The sequence below is a fragment of the Chryseobacterium populi genome, assembly GCF_000282115.1.
GTDB lineage: Bacteria > Bacteroidota > Bacteroidia > Flavobacteriales > Weeksellaceae > Chryseobacterium > Chryseobacterium populi.
The window spans coordinates 1-848 of record NZ_AKJY01000052.1 but is presented as its reverse complement, the minus strand read 5'-3'; the positions used below and the strand labels follow the sequence as shown (position 1 = coordinate 848).

Genomic DNA, 848 nt, shown 5'->3' with positions numbered 1-848 from the left:
ATATCCGAAAGTCTTTCCTCTCTTTTTCTTGATTCCCCTTTCACATGCTTTCTCCATTCTTCACTACCATTCTGATTCAGATACAGCATCCAGAACGTTTCATCATCATTCTCTATTCTTCCCTCTGCCTGAGTATAACCACCAAGTAAGATTCCTTTTGATGTTTTATCATCAGAGCTGTGTAAAACACTCATTCCCATGAGAACATCCCTGTTTTTAAAATTGTAGGATTTCTGCCAGATCTCTTCACCTCTTTCATTCAATGAAATCAGCCAAAGATCTGTTCCTTCTTCTATCCCTGTGGTTTTGTTTCCCGATCTTTCCGATCTTGATTCACCACCAATTAAGTATCCTGTGGATGTTAAAGCAAGGGTTCTTAAATGATCATCTCCCTTTCCACCGAAATTCTTTTCCCATTCAACTTTACCGTCTTTCGAAAGTTTGATGATCCAGTAATCACCTTCACCAAAGTTTTCGGTTTTCTTTGATCCACCTTGATTACTTCTTGAATAAGCTCCTAATAAAGCACCGCCATCCTTTGTCGGAATCATTTTCTCTACTTCATCCAATCCCTTTCCTCCTAATATTAATTCGGAAACTTGTTTTCCTGTTTTATCGAGTCTTATAATCCATATATCTTTGGAACCATAGCCTTTAGCTGAGTTCTGGACATTTCCAGCCACAAAGAAACCTAAATCCGTAGTCTGGATCACTGATCTTACCTCTTCATCAGAAGTTCCACCAATCGTTTTCTGCCATAATTCATCCCCGAATTCATTGATTCTGATCAGCCATAGATCAGATCCGCCCTTGGAATCTTCTTTTTTGTCCAGTCCTTTTCCGGAATA

1 pseudogene is annotated in these 848 nt (G+C 39.0%); it reads right to left on the bottom strand.

Features of this window, described 5'->3' with window-relative positions:
• A pseudogene (locus tag PMI13_RS13280) lies at positions 1 to 848 on the bottom strand (T9SS type A sorting domain-containing protein); the annotation flags it as partial.